General features: G+C 40.5%; 11 protein-coding genes. 10 read left to right on the top strand and 1 reads right to left on the bottom strand.

The window, feature by feature from the left end:
- Positions 1-288 precede the first annotated feature (288 nt).
- The 9 genes from CTER_RS02675 (at position 289) to CTER_RS02635 (ending at position 15868) form a co-directional block, all read left to right on the top strand.
- The gene (locus CTER_RS02675; RefSeq protein WP_040760102.1) at positions 289-1236 is read left to right on the top strand and encodes an ABC transporter permease; all 948 of its coding nucleotides are present in this window, start codon (positions 289-291) and stop codon (positions 1234-1236) included.
- Between the two features lie 10 nt (positions 1237-1246).
- On the top strand, positions 1247-2143 hold the full coding sequence (locus CTER_RS02670; RefSeq protein WP_004623533.1) for a carbohydrate ABC transporter permease: 897 nt from the start codon (positions 1247-1249) through the stop codon (positions 2141-2143).
- 83 nt (positions 2144-2226) lie between these two features.
- The gene (locus CTER_RS02665; protein WP_004623606.1) at positions 2227-4041 is read left to right on the top strand and encodes a type 2 periplasmic-binding domain-containing protein; all 1815 of its coding nucleotides are present in this window, start codon (positions 2227-2229) and stop codon (positions 4039-4041) included.
- A gap of 301 nt (positions 4042-4342) precedes the next feature.
- Complete coding sequence (locus CTER_RS02660; protein ID WP_004623429.1) at positions 4343-5971, top strand: response regulator transcription factor; 1629 nt, start codon at positions 4343-4345, stop codon at positions 5969-5971.
- Positions 5968-7869, top strand: coding sequence for a sensor histidine kinase (locus CTER_RS02655; protein ID WP_004623439.1), 1902 nt, complete (start codon positions 5968-5970; stop codon positions 7867-7869). Before CTER_RS02660 ends, CTER_RS02655 begins: the two co-directional genes overlap by 4 nt.
- 84 nt (positions 7870-7953) lie before the next feature.
- On the top strand, positions 7954-11304 hold the full coding sequence (locus CTER_RS02650) for a glycoside hydrolase family 2 protein (RefSeq protein ID WP_004623479.1): 3351 nt from the start codon (positions 7954-7956) through the stop codon (positions 11302-11304).
- A complete protein-coding gene (locus tag CTER_RS02645) occupies positions 11282-12223 on the top strand; it encodes a discoidin domain-containing protein (RefSeq protein ID WP_004623512.1) in 942 nt (313 codons plus the stop codon). The genes CTER_RS02650 and CTER_RS02645 overlap by 23 nt, the downstream gene beginning before the upstream one ends.
- A 62-nt stretch (positions 12224-12285) precedes the next feature.
- On the top strand, positions 12286-12654 hold the full coding sequence (locus CTER_RS02640) for a glycoside hydrolase N-terminal domain-containing protein (protein ID WP_004623475.1): 369 nt from the start codon (positions 12286-12288) through the stop codon (positions 12652-12654).
- 40 nt (positions 12655-12694) lie between these two features.
- Positions 12695-15868, top strand: a complete 3174-nt coding sequence (locus CTER_RS02635) for an alpha-mannosidase (RefSeq protein WP_040760073.1) — start codon at positions 12695-12697, stop codon at positions 15866-15868.
- A gap of 126 nt (positions 15869-15994) precedes the next feature.
- On the opposite strand, the gene CTER_RS02630 is transcribed toward CTER_RS02635, so the two are convergent.
- Positions 15995-18316 carry a helix-turn-helix domain-containing protein gene (locus CTER_RS02630; protein WP_004623457.1) on the bottom strand — a complete coding sequence of 774 codons (2322 nt, stop codon included), beginning with the start codon at positions 18314-18316 and terminating at the stop codon, positions 15995-15997.
- Between the two features lie 363 nt (positions 18317-18679).
- Here CTER_RS02630 and CTER_RS02625 point away from each other — a divergent pair, with 363 nt between their 5' ends.
- Positions 18680-19639: an ABC transporter permease gene (locus tag CTER_RS02625; protein WP_004623560.1), complete on the top strand. Its 960-nt coding sequence runs from the start codon at positions 18680-18682 to the stop codon at positions 19637-19639.
- Positions 19640-19653: the final 14 nt, after the last annotated feature.

The raw sequence follows: 19653 nt of genomic DNA, 5'->3' as shown, positions 1-19653 counted from the left end.
CCTGATTAATTTATATGACTAAACAGTAATACATACTTTTCCGGAGGTCTTGTATTTTATTGACATAATTGTAATGTATTGATTTTAATTTTTAGAAAATTTAGAAGGTTCTGTCAACCATTTTTGATCAACCGTTGCATGCAGTTAAAATGTGATGCTTTTAGTTAAATAGATATATATTAAAAAAAACTGCAGTTGTTAGAATTAAACTGCGTAGTTTATTCAACACATTGAAACAGAACATTTTACAAAACTTTCAATTAGAGGGAGGGACACTATGTGTCTGAAATGACGGTTGCCAGCAAAAAGAATAAAGGTAAGAAGTCCCTGCTGTATATATGGGAAAACAGATGGCTGTATTTATTTGTAATACCTGCGTTCCTGACGGTATTGATATTTAATTATTTTCCTATGCCGGGTATAATAATGGCCTTTCAAAATTTTGATCCTATGAAAGGTTTTTTCCACAGTACATTTGTAGGATTGGACAATTTCAGAAGTATCTTTGAAAGTACGGATCTGCCAAGAGTTATAAAAAATACTTTGGGCATCAGTGCATTAGGTTTTTGCCTTGGTTTTCCATTACCTATTATACTTGCTGTGTTTATTAATGAAATGAGTAGTATTAAATTAAAAAAATTCATTCAGACAACCTCATATCTTCCACATTTTATTTCCTGGATTGTTGTTTCCGGTATCATGTATGAAATCCTGGACATAAATACCGGAGCGGTGAATAAATTAATCGGTATATTCGGCGGTTCATCCGTAGACTTTTTAGCAGATCCAAAGCTCTTCTGGATTGTTTCGGTTTTAATTGCCATCTGGAAAGAGATCGGATGGGGTTCAATAATTTATCTTGCAGCTATTGTGAGTATAGACCAGGAGCAATACGAAGCTGCAATTGTTGACGGGGCAAGCCGGCTGAAAAGAATCCTTCATATCACCATTCCCGGAATTATGCCGACAGTTGCGGTACTCCTTATTTTACAAGCAGGTTCTCTATTGTCGGGTGCGGGTCTGTCACCCGGGTTTGATGGGACGTATAATCTTGGTAATCCCGGTAATGCAGATGCTTCAGAGGTTCTGGACATATGGATTTTCAGAGAAGGAATACGGCGGATGAACTATTCTTTTGCATCTTCTGTGGGCCTGGTTTTGTCGGTTATTAACATGACCTTTGTCTTTATTGCAAACAAGATCGCCAATAAGGTCAATGATTCAGGAATATTCTAGGAGGTTACATATGTTACAGGTTAAAAAGCATAGAAGTGAGTGGATTTTTCAAACTGTCCTGGCTGCTATAATGATTATGTTTTCAGTCTTAATGATTTATCCTTTCCTGAATATTTTCGCCAAATCCCTCAGTACAGGCTCAGCTATGATAGGAAGAACAGTTTATATTTTACCTGTCAGTCCGACTTTGAATAATTACTGGGCCATATTCAACAACAGTCTCCTGATTCAATCACTGTTGGTATCCGTAGCAAGAACAGTTGTCGGAACCATGTTCCACCTTGTAATAACAGGTGCGGCAGCTTATGCATGTTCAAAAAAGAGACTAAAGGGAAGATACTTTCTGACGGTTTTCTTTCTGATTCCCATGTATTTCGGCGGCGGCCTCCTTCCCAGCTATATTCTGATTACAAAGCTGGGTCTGATGAATTCCTTCTGGGTATACATTTTTCCCGGAATGTTCAGCACCTTCAATTTCCTGGTTATGATGACTTATTTCAAGCAGTTGCCTGAAAGTATCGAAGAATCTGCAAGAATAGATGGTGCCAACGATTTTCAGATATTTACCAGGATTGTCATTCCGGTTTCTACTCCGATTATTGCAACCATTGCATTACTGGTGGCAGTGGGTCATTGGAATTCCTGGTTTGATGCCGTCCTGTATGTAAATACGGCAAAGCTCCAGCCGGTTCAGGCAGTGCTGCAGCAAATCATACAGGGAACCCAGACAACCACTTTGCTTAGAAATGCCCAGTATGGTACCACCAGCGCCAACACAAACACGTTTACAACCCAGTCCATCACAATGGCTACACTGTGCTTTACGGTATTCCCCATCCTGTTTGTATATCCCTTTTTGCAGAAATATTTTGTTAAAGGAATCATGATAGGCGGAGTCAAGGGCTAGTAAAAGCATATTTGAAGTTAAAATGCCGGAATCAGTCAAAACGGTATTTTGCTAATATAAATATATTTTATAAGGAGGATTTTATGGTAAACAGTGTTAAGAGAATGGTGTCTGTTTTATTGGTGGTATTCCTTATCGCAGGAATAATAGCCGGCTGCGGTGGGAACGAAGCAGCCGAAAGCACAGCAAGTACTGTCGTCAATTCTTCAAATGGATCTGCAGCAGGTGACAAGCCTGTAGAAATGCAAACTCTTGAACTGACAATGTTCAATCAATGGTATGAGCCTTTTGTGGAGCCGAAGGAAGATGTTGTAACACCACTTATTGAAGCAAAAGGGTGGAAAATAAATGTTAAGGAACGCTCCTATGAATCAAGCCAAAACTGGAGTGACAAGCTGAACCTTTGTGTAGCATCCAACACACTGCCCGATGTATTTGAGTTTCCGGCAGGCGGAGTTGATTCTATAGCAAAATTTGCAGACAAATTTGTTGATTTTACTGATATTTTAAGTGACAAATCAAAGGTACCCAATATCAGCAAATACCTGACTCCAAAGACTATTGAACTGATAAAAACCCAGCAGACCAAGAAAAATATATACTGGCCCACAAGTCCGACGCCCGACTGGTCCGATCCTGCACAAATAGAAGCAAATAAGGATATGTATACCGATGCACATGCTTCGACCAACTATATTGCAATCAGAGAGGACATACTTGCGAAGCTGGGATATAAGTTTAAACCTGTAAATGAACTTGAAAAGGAATTTAACGATAAAAATAAATCAGTACGTTTAACTCCGGAGGATTTGAAAATTGAACCGGAGATCAAAACAATAGCCGACTTTGAAAAGCTTCTGAAAGATATAAAGGCATTGAACCTGAAAACATCCGACGGTTCAACGGTTATCCCGTTCGGTGGAACCGACCCGCAATTTGTAATCGGTGCCTCTTTCGGATTTGACTTCTTCAGACAGTATCAGGGAGAAGTAAATGGCTTTTACGGAGCACCCTTTGCAAAGGATATGCATAAAACCTTGAATACCTGGTTGAGAGACGGTTTATTAGACAGAGATGTCTATTTGCTGGGCAAGCAAAGAGAAAAGCTGGGTGACAAGATAGCCTTGGGGAAATATGCAACCTGGACAGGCGGAGAACCAAATGAAATTGACTCTGTAAAAAAACTTGAAAGCACCCTTAATACCAGGGTAAGATATATAACTCCACCAAGGTATAAAGAAGATCTGCCCCCTTATTGTGACGGTATGTATCCGGGGTCAGGACAGGGATTACTTATCAGAAAAGACTACAAGGATGTTGACAAGCTCATAAAGTACCTGGACTGGTTATACAGTGATGAGGCACAGGATATAATCATGTGGGGTAAAGACGGCGGAGTCTGGGACATGAAAGACGGCAAAAAGGTATTTAAGGATGAAGAACTCTGGAACGTTATAAAGTCCAAGCAGTTGAACAATAAAACTGCAAGCGGTATAGATGCGGGATATTACGGACTTTGGGATCCTGCCAAGACCTTCTATACAAGTTCTGCAGTACGGGGTTTTATTGCAAACGGAGGAGTTAATCCCAGCCGCTATGAGCTTTCCTATCCGTCACAATATGATTTCATAAAAGAGATCAAGAGGGTCGCCGGTTCAGATATGATTTCCACTGATGGATCTTTACTGTATGCGTTTGGGGAGGAAGCCAACAAATTCAATAATTATTTCTGGTCAAAAGGTTGGGAGGTAAATAATGGAAAACTAGTGCTTTCAAAAGATGACCAAACCTTTGAAAAGAACTGGAACAGTGTTTATGATGAATACATGAAATCCGGAGATTATAAGAAGGCTATGGCTGAGGTCGGAGAGAGATATAAGATACTATCTGCCAGGTAATAAAAATCCGGGGGACCGTATCAAAATAGAGCAATTGTAATAAATGAATACTGATTATAGTACTCAAGTACAGCTTCAATAAATGGGCAGTTCCATTAAATAGTATATGCCTGAAAATGTAGGTGAAACACAAAGTATTTTGGAATACTTGTGATGAGTCATACAAATTTCAGGCTTGTACTATGTCAGCAATCCATTTATTAAAGTCATTATGGGAGCACTATGACATTTTTGCATATATTTCAATTGTTTTGGTTTTGCGGTATTCCCTTTAGCCATAAAACTGGGAGCTGACAGGAATATGTACAAGATGATAATCGTTGATGATAATTTTTATGACAGGGATGATGCCTTATCCATCGTTAACTGGGATGAGCTTTTTGTTAAAGTTACTGAAACCTTCTCCAATGCAATTGATGCTATTGAGAAAATGCAGGAATACAAGCCTGATATTATTCTTACCGATATTCAAATGCCTAAAATGACCGGGATGGAATTTATCAAAGCAGCTAAAGAAATCAATCCCTGCGTCAAGGTGGTTATCATGAGCTGTTACAGTGAATTTGAATATGCAAGGGAGGCATTGAAGCTTGATGTTGCGGCATATATTACCAAACCCTTGCAGAATGATGAAATCTCCAATGTTTTTGGTACACTCATAGCAAAAATGAATGAGGAAACGGAGCTGGCCAAAGAAAAGGAAGAAATCAAAAAGAGGCTTCAGGAGAGTTTTCCGATCCTGAAAGAGAGATTTATCAGAAGCTTTATACTTGAAGGGAGTCATGATGAGGAAGCCTTATGGAATCAGATGAAATATTTTAATATTCCTATCAAAAAAGGAATATATCAGGTGCTGGTCATGGAAATTGATGATCTTGAAGTCCTTCGTAACTTATCCATGGAACAAAAGCAGCTGATTGAAATAAAGGTCTCAAATATTGTGGAAAAGTGCTTTTCAAATTATTCAAGTTCAATGGAAGAAATTATTGTCATCCAGGTTGATGCTATTCATTTCATTATACTTTTTAACGTTACGGTATACGGTTTTTTAATCAACGGAGATAATACTGCCGTACAATTGTCCCGGAAAATAATGGAGCAGATCAGATGCTCCGGGCTTCCGGAAATGACGCTGGTATTGGGGAAAGCATTCGGCAGAATTACCGAAACCCATTTGCAGTACAAGGAATGCCTCAATGCGATGAGACATAAATTTTTCGTAGGCAAGGGACATTTGCTTAATATCGATGAATTAAAGGAAGGCGAGGAGGCAGCAGCAATTGATCTGGACACGCTGAAGTCGGATATACGTATGATATTACTGTCAAATCAGCCTAACCAGGTTATGAGCTTTATGGCGAAGTACTTTTCCGGTAAAGACTGCACCATGTCGGAGCATTCTGTAAAAGACCTGACCTACAGCATAATTATATGCATTCAACTGGTGATGGCTGAAATAAATTTGGATTTTGAGGAGATATTTACTCAGAGAAGTGTGGTTTGGAAAAAACTGATAGAGTTTGAAACCATTCTGGATATCCAGCAATGGGTCAAGAACATACTATTTTCGGCTCAAACCTGGATTGCCGACAAAAACAGTTTAAAAAGCAGAAAAGTTGTTGAAGAGGTAAGGAAGTATATTGAGGAGTACCTTGATCAGGAACTTACGGTTCAGAACATAGCAGACAGGGTTTTTTTCAGTCCCAACTATTTGAATTCTCTTTTTCAGCATGAAACAGGCGAGACAATTCCTCAATATATAGTACGGGTCCGTATGGAGAAGGCCAAAAAACTTTTGTTGAATACAAATATGAAATTATATGAAATAGTTGAGGAGGTGGGGTATAAACATACTGCATATTTTAATTCATTGTTTAAAAGCTGTGCAGGAGTGACACCAAAGGAATACAGAGAAGGGAAAAGGCGGTGAAGGATACCTTGCGTTTTTTTAAATACATTTTGACTTTTTTATACAAGCTGTTATCCAATTTTCTCTATGATCTTGAAATCAGGAAAAAACTATATACAATCAATATAATAATTACACTTGTACCTGTTATTATCCTGGGTACAAAATTGTATCTCATATCAAACCAGAATCTTGTGGAAACGGAGAAAAGTTTTTTATCTTCATCCGTCCGCCAAATGAGAGACATTGTGGATTTTTATATGGAGGGTGTGGTCAACAGGAGCGATATATTGTTCAGCGACCGCAATATGCAGAGAATTTTATCGGTTAAATATAATGAATACGGTGATCTTCTGGAAATGTATACGAACTTCAGTCAAAAAGTGCTGCCGCTTTTAAATGAGTATAAATATTCCAATCTGAAATATTCGAGCTACAGTTTGAAAAACGGTGTTGGGTTATTTCTGACCTTTTATTCAAATAACAATTCCATAAACAGCATATTTATGAATAATAATTATGATAATATCCGAATATTGAATTTTAAACAGCTGGATGGCGAGCAGTGGTATAGAAGAGCAAAGGACAGTAAGAGTTCTTTTTTCTGGAGACCCACATACACCGAAAATAAATACGTTCAGAATAGTGATACTCCAATAAAAGTCATTTCCCTGAACAGGCAGTTCTATAATTTTGATACAATGGAGAATCTGGGTGTTATCAGCCTTGCCATACCCTTAGACTCCATTGGAGATATACTGCACAGCATTACTCCGCGGGAAGGCTGCTCGGCCATTCTTATGGATCAGGAGGGCAGCCTTGTCTGCAGCAGCGGGCAGCTGGCAGATGGATCGGAAGCTTTCAGGACTGCACTCAATAATATAATTCAAAAAGGTGAAAAGGGAGTAGGACATCTGAAGGTGAATGGCGCAGATGCTGGTGTATATTACGAAACCTCGGTAATATCAGGCTGGAAAATGGTTCTGGTGGATTCAGGGAATACGGTGGAAACCAAAACAAACGAAATTGTCGTAACCACTCTGACAATAAGCCTTTTGTCATTTGCAGGTTCGCTGCTGATAATGCTGACATTGTCCAAAACCATCACAAAGAGGTTAAAGCATCTTACAACAAAAATCCACAGGATTAAAAAGGATACTACGCTCCCATTGCAGGAGATACGGGGAAATGATGAAATCGGAGAGCTGGATCAGCAGTTTAATGAAATGCTAGGACGAATTAATCATTTGATTGAAACCGAATATAAGGTTAAACTGTATTCCCAAAAAATAGAGTATGAGCTGTTACAGGAACAAATCAATCCCCACCTGCTTTATAACAGTTTGACGGCTATAAGATGGATCTCTAAAAAATGCGGAAATCTGGATGCATATGAAATAACCGAAAATCTTATCGGCTTTTATAAGGCAAGTCTCAGCAAAGGGAATATTTTTATCAAAGTGTCCGATGAAATTTATATCATTACGGCCTATATAAATCTGATACGGAAAATTTACAAGCTGGATCTTGATTACCGGATAGATGTGGATGAAAACATTTGTTCATATAACTGTATTAAGCTGATCCTGCAGCCTGTAGTTGAAAATTCACTTTTACACGGGTTAAGGAATTCGGAGAAAAAAGGTCTCATAACTGTTAAGGGACAAAAGGCAGAAAATCTTTTAATATTTGAGGTCAATGATAACGGTGATGGTATGGAGCAGGAAACCATTGATAAAATAATGAGTGATTCCGGAAAGGATAGGAAGAGCTTTGGCTTATACAATGTAATGAAAAGGATAAACCTTTTTTGCGGTGATGAATACGGATTGTCCATAACCAGCCGGCCGGGAATGGGAACAAGTGTAAAAATAAAAATTCCCTGCTGCGACAGTGATGGAAATATTACAGGATTGTGAAATTGAATATAAGCTTATATGGGAGTAAACGAATATTGGCCGCTATACGGCTTTAACCATAACATGACCCAGGAGGTTGATAGCATGAATAACAGAAAACAGATATGTCTGAACGGTTTATGGGATTTTTGCCCCGGGAACGGGACATTGGACCGGATACCCCGGAAATGGGACAAAACTCAGATCAAGGTTCCGTCTCCCTGGAATATAAATACTTTTGCAGGTCCTGAAAAGCTGACCTGTGGGGAAGAAGAAATATTCCTCAGGGGCGGAGAATTCAATTTATATCCCGAATACCCCAAAGCATGGGAAAACGCCCAAAGCGGCTGGTATAAAACAGAAATGTTTATTGATGAAGAATGGCGGGGAAAAGTAATTACCCTGAAATTTAATGCGGTACTTTTTTACAGTGAGTTTTATATTAACGGTAAACTGATCTCAACCGACGCAGATGGGTTTTTGCCGCATGAATTTCCTGTCCAGGATCATGTAAAATACGGCGGGAGCAATACCCTGGTAGTAGGTGTGAAGAAGCTTGACGCCTTCAGGTATAAAAATGAAGCGGGTAAAAACAGGATAGAATATCCTACCGGTTCATTCTGGGGCAAGACCATGGGCGGCATATGGCAGGATGTATATTTGAATGTATATCCGCATGACCATATTACGGATATTTTTGTCAGGACAGACGTCAACAGCAATATATTAAGGGTTGATGCAGATCTGGCCGCCGACAGGGGAGAAGATTTCACCGTTGGTATGGTCCTGAGGGAGTGGTCGGGTGACAGGAGTTTTAAGCTGGCCTGCGGTTTGCCCGTCAATGGGAATTCAGTTGAATTCATTTTTGACTATTCCGGCATAAAGGATGAGATAAGGCAGTGGTGGCCTGATTCCCCCGAGTTATATTACATAGATGTTATTCTCCATAGCGGCAATGAGATAGTAGATGTCAAAACTGCAAGATTTGGCTTCAAAAGCTTTGAGGTCAGAGGAAAACAGTTTTACCTGAATGGAACTCCAATAAATTTAAGAAATGATTCCTGGCACTATATGGGTTTTGCATATCAGAATGAGGAGTATGCAAGGCTCTGGTATAAAATGGCCAGGGACGCCAATGTGAATTGCATAAGGCTCCACGCACAGGTTTATCCTGAATTCTTCCTTGATATGGCCGATGAGATGGGAATGATGATTGTAGATGAGACATCCATCTGGGCGTCCCATTGTGAATTCCACTACTCAATGGAATTTGTGGAAAATGGCAAGAAACATATTAAAAGAATGATAGAACGTGACAGAAACCATCCCAGCATCATTATCTGGAGTGTTGAAAACGAATGCATAATGGCGTACAGAGTGTCGGCGGATGACGGGGTAAAAGACGAAAACGAGCTGAACGAAAGATTGTTTTTACTGGCTGAATATGCCGGGAGTCTTGACCCCACACGTCCGGTCAGCGGAGATGGAAGCCAGGATATGGGCGGGAGGCTTGATGTTTATTCTCTGCACTACCCGGGTAAAAAGGGTCCTGAAAATGTAAACAAGCCTGTTACAATAGGAGAGATGGGAAGTCTTTATTATGCAACACCGGATTGTGTATGCAATCAGTACGGTGAAAAAACCTACCTGTCCTTTGACGGGAGGCTTGAAGCCATTGGCCGGGAACTTTTTGAAAACCTGAAGCATGAAAGAAAATGGGCCGCACAGGTATGTGTGTTTAATCTGGTATGGTATGGCCTGAAACCACTGCCCTTTAAGGAAAGGATCATAAATTATCCGGATTTGTCCCTGCCGGGTGTCAAACCAACAAGGACCGGCCCTTATATTTCAACCTTGAACGCCGCCTACGACGACAGTCTGCCTGAATATATTCCCAATACGGTATTTGAATGGGTGAGGCAGGCATACCTTCCTGAAAGGTTTTTCTTTGAAGAGGGCAGGTCCCGTTATTATAACGGAGAAGCAGGAGCTAAAAAAATATCGGTTTTCAATGATTCTTTTGAAGAGAAGGAATACATACTGGAATGGCAAATGGAACAGAAAGGAGAAATCCTCGGGAGCGGAAATAAAAGTGTCCTGGTAAATCCCGCCGGCTATGAGGAGTTGGATATTGAATTTGATCTTCCGGCTGCAGATTCTATTGAGAGGTTATCTCTCAGGATTTTAATGAAATTCCGTGATAATATTGTCTTTGAGGATGTCTGCAGTATAAAAGTATATAATAAAAACCACATTTTCAGTTTTATGGGTGGTTTCGGAAAAGTAGGAATATTGGGAGGTTCAAGGCTGGATGCCAATGAATTTTTTGAGAAATCGGGAATAGAAACAGTTGACGGACTTACTCAAGGGATAGACATTTATCTGCTTGAGGAGTGTACGGAAGAGGCTGCGGCCGGCTTGACCTGGGCATGCTGCTCTGTACTGGATCTTTTGCCCGAAAAGCATGGGTTCAAATCATGGCTTTCGCATGGTTCGGCTGAAAATGCGTTTTTAAATGTAGATGACAGGACGCTTATGGAAAATCTGGAGGAAGAGGACCTGTCCAATTGGGGTAACGGATACCTTTGCAATAATACTTTCCAGGATAATTTATGTGTAAGTGCATTTAATCTGTTTTGTACAGGAAAAGGTATTCCTCTGATACTTGATGTCAAGAATGGGAAAGCAAGGCAGCTGGTAAGTACCATTCCGCTTTTAAAATGGGCTGCAGAGGAACCTGCCGCCCTGGTACTTCTCTCGAATTTGATTGCATATGCTGCTCAAACCGGTAAAACCGAAGCCCATGAATGTGTCCTGGTTTCGAAGAAGGATTCGGATATGCACCGCAGCTTTGAAAACATGGGAATAGACTTTACACTGGCAGAGGTTAAAAACAGAGACCAAATAAGGTCGCTGCGGGAAGTAAAACTCCTGGTGGCAGACGGAAGCTGCAGGCTGGATTACCTGGATGAAATAATGCCATATAACGCAGAGCAAATCCTGTTGTGTAATTTTGATGAGGCTACACTGCCTGACAGTCTCAAAGGATATATCGAAGTAGTTGAGAAACCTCTGTACCAGCTGATAAAAGCCGGCAAGGACAATGCTTTGACTGACGGCATTCATGCCGGGGATTTGTACGGTCTTGAAGCAGGCCAGGAGACAGTGATATGCAAAAGGCCTTTCCTGATTAAAGATGACCGGAAGGTCAAAGGCCTGTTAAAGAACGCTGATTTGAACTGGAGAATGTGGAATTTTCAGGGAGAGGACCGTAAAACAGTATCAATACTCAGGAGTGAACAGGAAACAAAAACTCCGCTTTACGGCCTGGCTGAGACTCATATCAACACAGTGAAGGTCATACTGGGGCAGATTGATATGTCCTATGCAAACCGTAAGCTTGAAAGACTTGCAAGCCGGTTTTTTCTCCAATATGGGACTTATAGTAAACTGTAAAATGTCCGATGAATTTGAGAATATTCTGCATGAAGGGATCTATGACGGCAAGGTAACTAAAGCACTTGTTCTGAGTTCAAAAAACAATTTGGAGCCGGAGAGTATGAGCCCTGAAATCAACAGGTTTGAGGAAGCCGGAGCCGGGTTTTGGAGAGTTTTGGATTTATTGGACAGTGATTCGGGCAAAAATGAACCGTATTGCTATTATTGCCTATATATCCATTCTCCGTCAGACAGAACAGACCTGCTGCTAAATCCTGATCTCATGGAGGTTCAGATAAGAAATAAAAACAGGAAAGAGTTATATCTGAACAATACTCTCATATCGGAAGGCAAACAGATAGCTCTCGCCGCCCTGCCTTTAAAAAATGGCTGGAATAAGCTTGTTATCAAGGAAAATAGAGAGGTAAACGAAGCAGCTCCGTTATCTGTGGTTTTCAGGCGCAAGGACAGCGACAGCCTTGACCTGCAGTTTTCCCTGGGATCAGAAGGATTTCAGGAAATAGTGGGAGAGCAGTTTCAATTTATCACTAACTCCAATCAGGAAATGTGTGATAATATAACAAAAGGAAAAGGATATTTCTGGGAGTCCTCCGAAACACAGGTAAAAGGCATGTATCTTCAGGCAGATCTGAAGTCTGTATATGAGATAGCAAAACTACAATTCAATTCACGTATGGAAGATACAAGTGTAAGGCTTAATACTCCCAGAAGCTTTGTGCTATTATTCAGTACGGACGGTAAGCATTGGGAGGAAAAATATAATGTGTCCGATGAAGAGAAACTGTCCTTTATAGACGGCAAGGTCATCCTTTGCTTTAATAAACAGAAAGCAAGGTATGTCAAACTTGTTATAACCAATGTAGCTCTAAAACCGCTGAGCGTTTCAGAGTTCAAGGTTTTCGGATATGGTGGGTAATAGAAAATGCCGGCATTCATGTTCCTGGGAAAAATAAAATGATTTTTGAGGAGAATTTCCTGATGGGTACAAATAATGTGCTGAAACTCTGGTATGGTCAGCCCGCAGACATACAGGCAGGATGGAATGAAGCTCTGGCTATGGGAAATGGAAGGCTGGGGGGAATGGTATTTGGCGGTATAGCTGCTGAACGGATTCAACTTAACGAAGACAGTGAATGGTATGGCGGACCAAGGGACAGAAATAACCCGGATGCCCTGAAATATCTGCCTGAAATCAGGAAATTGATTGCCGGGGGAGAAATCGACAAGGCCGAAAGACTGGCCTGTATGGCCTTATCCGGAACACCTGAGGGTCAAAGACATTATGAGCCCCTGGGAGATTTGTATCTGTATTTTGAAAATCATGAACAGGCCGGGAATTATGAATAACATCACTATATTATAATCCGGCAACGGGTTAAAGTAATAAATGAAAGAAAAAGAACCTGAAATAAAGGAGCTGAAGTTTAAAATGAATGATATACAAATAAACCGGATGCTGCAAAAGCTTGCAAGGTATGAGCAAACCCTGGAACCCTACATATTTTCCAATATTGCAGAAGCAGAAGCAAGATATTATGAAACCATGGAGCAGCATCACAGCATACCTCAGGAAGAGGGACTATATAAAGACATAAAAAAGGGCGATACCTGGGGAAGTGAAGGAGTGTATTGCTGGTTCAAGGGAAAAGTACATATTCCGCAGGAGTATAAAGGCCAAAATATTTATATAAGACCTGAAGTGGGCGGGTATGAGGCAATGCTGTGGGTTGACGGCATACCCTCGGGTACTTTTGCCACAAAGATAGTACAGACAGGTCATGGCAACCACTATTGTGATTTACTGGTAGATGGAGACTTCAGGAAGGAAGTAGTTGATTTTGCCGTGGAATTTTACGCAGGCCACTACATATTGGGAACTCAGCCCTTTGAAACCAATGTCAGAAGTGATTACCGCTATGAATATAAAGCAATCTGGCTTTGTATTAAAAATCAGGATATAGCCGATTTCATATACGATTTGAGAACCTTTAACCAGATGGCGGAAAAGCTTGATGCCTTAAGCTTCAGACGTGCCGATATAATTAACTGTTTGACCGAGGTGCACAAAACCGTATATTACTCGGTTGAAAATGCAGAGGAATCAGTATGGAGACCGGCTCTGGCAAAAGCAAGGGAAATAATGAAACCGCTGCTGGAAGCCAAAAACTCGAAGTCGGCGCCGTTTGCAGGCTTGGTGGGGCATTCCCACATGGATACGGCATGGCTGTGGCATATACCTGAAACAGTAAAAAAATGTGCAAGGACCTTCTCAAATGAGATCAGTCTTATGAATCAGTTTCCCGAGTACCGTTTCATTCAGAGTTCGGCATACCACACTGAAATGATCAGAAAAAATTACCCGGGATTATTTGAAAAGCTTGCGGAAAAAGTACGGGAGGGCAGATATGAACCCAATGGGGCGGTCTGGGTGGAATGTGACTGTAATATAACCTCCGGTGAATCAATGATCCGCCAGTTCCTGTGGGGACAAAAATACACACAGAAATATTTTGACTATACCTCAAACTGCTTTTGGCTGCCCGACACCTTCGGTTACAGTGCCGCAATCCCTCAGATTATGAAGGGCAGCAGGGTTGACTATTTCCTCACAACTAAAATGTCCTGGAACGATACCAACAAATTTCCCTATGAAACCTTTTACTGGAAAGGTATCGACGGCACAGAGGTGTTTACCCACTTCAACATCACTCATTGCTGGCCTGAGCCAAAGGCTTTGTTGGAGAGCATCGACGGCAGGGGCAGTGACAATTATTTAAAAAATAAGAATGTAGCAAAAAGCCGTCTTATAGCCTATGGATATGGCGACGGAGGAGGCGGCCCGCAGTTTGAAATGATTGAAATGGCAAAAAGGGTTCGTGACCTGGAAGGCTGTCCAAGGGCTGAGCATATGAGTGTGGGAAGCTTTATGGAGAAGCTTGAGCAGGAGGCTGTAAACCCTCCTGTATATAAGGGTGAACTGTATCTTGAACTGCACAGGGGGACATTGACAAACCAGCATACAATCAAGCGGAACAACAGAAAAGCTGAAACAGCTCTGCATGATCTTGAATTCCTTACAGTGCACAGGGCGGTCTCGGAAGAAAAAACAGCAGCGGATACAGATATCAGACCCCTGATGGAAACCTTGCTGGTCAACCAGTTTCATGATATTTTGCCTGGAACGTGCATTCCAAGAGCACATGACGACTGTTACCGGGAAATGGGGCGGCTCCTTGAGAAAGCCCAGGAACTTATTGATATAACTGCCGGAGCCAAAGCCGATAAAAATGCGGTAACAGTAGTAAATACACTAGGTTTTGAAAGGCCGGGCATGATATATCTGGCCGGGTTCGGTGATAAAGCTGCAACTGATAAGGATATCAAAACTCAGCAGGTTCAGAATTTGAGAGGGGAAGAACAACTGTGTGTGGCAAACATAAAACTGCCCTCACTGGGCAGCAGAGTTCTGGCTTTTGAACCGGCCGGTAATGCAGCAGCCCCGGCAGCAGTAGAGGATAAATCTCCTTTTGAACTGAAAGGGAATGTGTTAACTACACCGTTTGCCAGAGTGACCTTTGATGAGGACGGTATAATCAGCTCATTTATTGACACACGTGTAAACCGGGAGCTGAGAGGGGCTGGTTATCCGCTGAACACGTTTTTGATTGCGGAGGATGTGCCCACTGCCTGGGATAACTGGGATATTGATGCCGATTGTCAGATGAAGTTCCAGGCTGATGCCGGACTGATTGACAGAAAAATTGCTGCAGACGGAAAAATCCAGTTTCGTATACGGAGTACCTATAAACTTACCGGCAAATCAACCGTCAGACAGGATATGATATTCTATTCCACCACTCCAAGGGTGGATTTTGAGACAGTTATTGACTGGAACGACAAGCACCGCTTCCTGAAGGTTGATTTTGACACCACTATAGTGAGCAACACGGCCAGGCATGAAATCCAGTTCGGCCATTGCCAGAAGCCTACTACCCGCAACAACAGCTATGAACAGGCTATGTTTGAGGTTGTAAACCACAAGTTTACGGATATTTCTGAAACGAGGTATGGAGTATCCATACTAAATGACTGCAAATACGGTATATCGGTTGAGGGTTCGGATATGAGGCTGTCCTTGCACAAGGGCGGATGCAGACCTGATCCCAGAGGAGATGCGGGAATTCATGAATGTGTATATTCCTTTTTACCACATACAGGTGATTTCAGCGCCGACAATGTCATATTGCCGGCGTACGGCCTGAATTACAAACCTCTCGTGATACCTGGTGCCGCTGAACTTGACTCCCTGGCCCGGGCAGACAGTTCAAATATAATAATCGAGACCGTAAAGCCGTGCGAGGACAACCAAAAGGCCTTTATTATGAGATTGTATGAAGCCGAGGGCACCTTTACCCGTTCAAGGATAGCCCTTGGTATGAAGCCAAAGGCAATTGAGCTTACCAACATGCTGGAAGAAAATTTGGAAGCAATAGAAGCGGGGAGTACTTTTGATTTGGCCTTTGGCCCCTTTGAAATCAAAACTGTAAAGATAAGCTATTAAATCAAATATTCCGGTCAGAAAAGAACCTGTTAAAAGAAAATAAATATTTTTTGACAGGTTCTTTTTTGCCTTCAAATTAACCATTTTTTCTTAGCTTGAGCCATAGGCTGCATAAACATAAACATATTATTTTGATTTATTCTTGCTGAGTATATATTCTTTATATGCAGAGGGGGTTAATCCTACATCCTTTTTGAAAATAGAATAGAAGTAGCTTGGATTTGAGAAACCTACCATACAGGGAATATCGCTTATTTTTATTTCATCCACGCACAGCAGTTCCTTTGCCGTATTTATTCTCACCTGTCGGATGTAGTCTATTACGGCGAGACCTGTTATATCCTTGAATACCTTTGAGAAATAATAAGAGGTATACCCTGCAATATCAGCCAGACTTTCTACATTCATATTGCAATCCCTGTAATTTTCCCTTATATATGTCTGCATTTTTTCAACCAGCTTGTAATGCTTGTCATTTTTAAGAAGATTAATTTTATCCATCATTTCCTGATAGTTGTCAAAAATGTTTATGAGCCACTCCATTGCCTGTTCCAGGGTTTCAAGAGAACCGATGATGGTATTTATATCATCCAGACCCAAATAGTATTTTTTACTGTCCTGCTGGGAGGTCTGATCTATTGTTTTGATGCATTCGCTTATTACCTGAAATAACATGGATATGGATTTTGAATAGGGGTAACCCTTTAAAAATTCAATGATATCCCTGAGATTATTGACGAAATCCTCCTTTTTATTCATTCTGATTGCCTTTAAGAGTTTGTCATTCATTTCATCCGGGTAATTGACATTAGTGGTTATAATATCATCCAAAAGCCTCTGATAAATCGTATGGTCTCCTCCAAGTATGAATCTGTGCTTTACAAGCTCAACGGCCTTGGCATAGCAGCTGCTGCATTCAGGAATACTGTTTGAAACTCCGCTGATTCCTATTGACAGGGTTAACTGGAGCGTTCTTTTTGTAATATCGCGTATGGTGTCCATAGCTTCAATGACAAGGTTCAGACTATTTTCGGAAGTATTCCGGAAGTTGATAAGCAAGGCAAATTCGCCTTCATACATATTGACTACTTCATATTTGAAAGCCTTATTGAGAACCTCAGGGAAAATGCTTGATATGGCGGATTCATAAGCAAGTTTTTTATTCCAGCCCATATTTGCATGGTTGTCAATTCTCATACAACACATAATTAGATTTGAGAACTCTATGTCGAATTTGTACAACCCTGCTTCGGAAAGGATGGCTTCTTCAGAAATATTACCTCTCAACAGCCTTCTTAAAAACTCTTCCTTAAGTTTAAGGTTGTTGTCATCGCTTTTCATTTCAAGCTCGTCAATTTGTTTGAGTGCATTGTTGAAAACCTGCGAAATGGTAGCAATTTCAGCATAGTGAGTGTCGCCGGGATCAACATATTTGGAACCCGAAAACTGAGCGGTCACTTTTTTTATTGGGGAGTATATGTTTCTTGATATAAAATAACCTGCTAAAAGAAATACCAGCAGAATGCCTATGCTTATTGATAAAACGGTTATCTCATTTTTTAATATGATTCCCGTATAATTATCGGTATTCAGAATGTTGATAATATAGAAACCTGTTTGTATGCTTTTAGCGTACGAAACAATTTTATTGTTATTGTCTATATTTATCCTGAAACTGCCGGGCTGGTTTTCAGAAGCTGTTATTCTGGAAAAGTAGGCTTGCTGTCCAACCGGATTATTCTGGGAAGGATCAGAGGAAAATAATACCTGGCCGCTGTTGTCGGTGACAATAGTGGTCCCGTCTGCTTTTCCCAGCAATTTCTTTTCCAGTTCAGCTCTGTCAACCGTCATTACTATAGTGCTGTCGGAGGAAATATTCTTTTTGTCAGAGTCGTTAAACAGTATTGAAATGGTTTTTTCCTTTTGGTTATTCCGGGTACTGTCATCGGAAACAGAGCTGATTACCATGTTGAGACTGCTCTTTGTATCCGGAGAGTTTAAAGCACCGCTTGTAAACTGGTCCCGGTCAATATTGAGATTTCCGGACATAAGTGTGTATTTGACATCCTTGTTGTAGAGCATTATGGAATGAATGTAGCTGTTCAGGTTTTTAATCTGGCGGGATATCATATCGGCCCTGTTCAAGGTCATGTAATCATCAATCGAATAGGAATATAAAAATGCATTGATATCAGGCACCTGATTCAGGTAAATATTTGTGTCCTTAAATTGCTTGAACACATTATCGAATTCCGAAGTCAGCTTTTCCATATCGTTTACCGAGTCAATGGAAAGCTGTTTATAAATGGTATTCATGTACATTGAGGAAAAAACCAGGGAAGTTGACAAAACTATAAGGAAAGCCATTATTATAAATGATAAAAGCACCTTGGTATAATACTTTCTGGTAGAAAAAATTCCTCTCTGAAATAATTTCGTAAATCGCATTATAGCCTCCAAATGGAAATAATATTAAAATATTTAAACTAAATTTTTATTTGACACGTACCTCTTAAAATCAGAATTCTCTTGAATGGATCACTTGAATATTTTTGGACAACTTTATTTTATAATACACGGCGGGTTTTAGCAAGTATTCCGGTCCTGATGATGCCTGGCTACAGGCTCCAGTTGTGATTTTTATACCTTATTTTGAAATATTATACCTGCACTTTTGGAGTTTTAATACTGAAAGTTAAAAGTTTTGACTATAAAAAAGTACGGCTTGATACTATGATAAAAATGTTCCAAGCGGATACGTATTTGCTTAAAGTATTTCCCGAACAATTTAAAAATTAAGGGGTATTTATTATGAAGGTTCAAAATGTATATGACAAAAGGGGTAATGCTTTTAAGGTAATATTAAAAGATATTGCAAAACATAAATCTTTGTATATGATGTTTTTACCTGCAATGCTGCTTCTTCTATTGTTTAATTATCTGCCGCTTTCGGGGCTTATCCTGGCTTTTAAGGATGTAAATTTCAAGCAGGGGATATGGGGGAGCGATTGGACCCAGCCTATCTATAATAACTTCATTTTTCTGTTCAGCTCGGATTCGGCGTTAAGGGCTTTTAGAAATACAATTGTTTTAAACGGTTTATTTATTGCGTTTGGAGTATTTTTTGAGGTAAGCCTTGCACTGTTGCTGAATGAAATAGGAAATAAACGGTTTAAAAAAGTAACACAGTCCATTACAATCCTTCCTTATTTTGTGTCGTGGATAGTTGTCGGAGTGTTTGCCTACAATTTTTTCAGTACCGATAATGGCACAATTAACGGACTGCTGGCCTCTCTTGGAATCCCCAGAGTTGAGTGGTACAGTAAACCGGCAGCCTGGCCGTTTATACTGGTAATGATCAACAGGTGGAAAATATCGGGCTATGGAGCCATTATGTATCTTGCCACACTGACCGGTATAGACAGCTCCTATTATGAGGCGGCTCAGATAGACGGTGCATCCAAATGGCATGAAATCAAATATATCACGCTGCCTCTTCTCAGACCTACCATAATTATTCTGACATTGCTTCAGGTGGGAAAAATCATGAATGCTGATTTTGGAATGTTTTATGCAATAGTTGGAGATGCTTCACAGATTTTTTCCTCATCGGATGTTATAGACACTTTCGTATACCGGGGCCTTAAGCAGACCGGAGACATAGGCATGGCATCGGCTGCAGGTTTTGTTCAATCAATCATATCCTTTGTACTGGTCATTTCATCTAATTTATGGGCCCGTAAAATGGATAAGGATTCAGCGATATTCTAAAAAGGAGGCTTAAC

Origin of the sequence: Ruminiclostridium cellobioparum subsp. termitidis CT1112, from assembly GCF_000350485.1 — a bacterium.
GTDB classification, from domain to species: domain Bacteria; phylum Bacillota; class Clostridia; order Acetivibrionales; family DSM-1351; genus Ruminiclostridium; species Ruminiclostridium termitidis.
The sequence above is the reverse complement of the archived record's forward strand: the minus strand, read 5'-3'. Positions and strand labels throughout refer to the sequence as shown.